The following is a 1,120-nucleotide window of genomic DNA, read 5'->3' as shown; positions in this document are numbered from 1 at the left end:
CTTTTTTACGATTCTTAACTGTTTTAAAGACAACTTGAATTTCAAAAGTCCCATCAGCTTTTCGCTTAATTTTGGTGGTAACAATCTTTGCACTTTTCATATTTTTGATATTTTCTACCACTTGAACAACGCCGTAATCTTGTATTTTTAGATGATGTGCAGAAATAACTTGAGCAATACCATTTGATGGCAAAGAAACACAACGTTTACTTTGCCAAGGACGCAAATAGTTTAAAGAACCTTTACGATACCAAGATTTGTGTTTGCGGTTATTCCCATGCACGTTTTTACGATAGTTTTCTTTATCTTCTGCGGACATTTTGGCAGATTTTTTCAACACTTTTCGGTATTCACCGAAATTGGTTAATAAGCTTACTAAAAATTCATCTCGTAAAGCTTGCGAGTGAATACCAACTTTTTTCCCATCCCATTTATCTAAAGAATAAAAATCCTTCAGGATTTTAGGAATTAATACATCTTTCGCTAAGGCAACCTTAGTTTTTTTGGTTGTTGGAAAAGGGCGGTTAAGGTGTTTACGACCGTAGGTCTTTTCCAAGTACTTAACAATATAGTTGTATACTTTGTTTTCAACCGCAATATTTTGTTGAAATTTAGCTACCAAGTCATCAGTAACAACCAAACGATAGCGTCTAACTCTTAAATATTCAGTTGTCTTTGGTAGCTTAATCATATATTTCACTTTCCTCTACTAGTTTTTTGATTACGGATATATTCTTTGATAAGTTCTTCAGAACGTTCACTTACTGTACAAGCAAAATAGCTTGGTTGCCATAAATGCCCACCCCATAATTGTTTTTTTAGCTCAGGGTGATGCATAAATAACATACGTGCAGACACGCCTTTATAGCCTTTCATCATTGAAGAAAGGGAATTTTTAGGGCTTGCATCAACCAACATGTGAACGTGATCGGGCATAATCTCCATTTCCAGTATTTTCCCGCCAAATTGTTCAGTCATACTAATCAGTAGTTGTTCTAATTCCTGTTTGATAGGTCCGACTAAAACATCTTTACGATATTTGGTTACTAATATTAAATGATATTTCAAAGAATATACGCTTGTTCTACTGTAGTTTAATTCCTCAGAATGTGCTTGCATA

1 protein-coding gene and 1 pseudogene are annotated in these 1,120 nt (G+C 34.3%); both read right to left on the bottom strand.

The features are described from left to right. Window positions 1–691: pseudogene (locus FC36_RS07395) on the bottom strand (RNA-guided endonuclease TnpB family protein); the annotation flags it as partial. Window positions 692–696: 5 nt separating this feature from the next. Next, window positions 697–1,119, bottom strand: a complete 423-nt coding sequence (gene tnpA / locus FC36_RS07390; protein ID WP_035189054.1) for an IS200/IS605 family transposase — start codon at window positions 1,117–1,119, stop codon at window positions 697–699. Window position 1,120: the final 1 nt, after the last annotated feature.

The sequence above is a fragment of the Ligilactobacillus equi DSM 15833 = JCM 10991 genome (genome assembly GCF_001435735.1).
In the GTDB taxonomy this organism is placed as follows: Bacteria; Bacillota; Bacilli; order Lactobacillales; family Lactobacillaceae; genus Ligilactobacillus; species Ligilactobacillus equi.
This window is presented reverse-complemented; position numbering and strand designations above follow the sequence as displayed.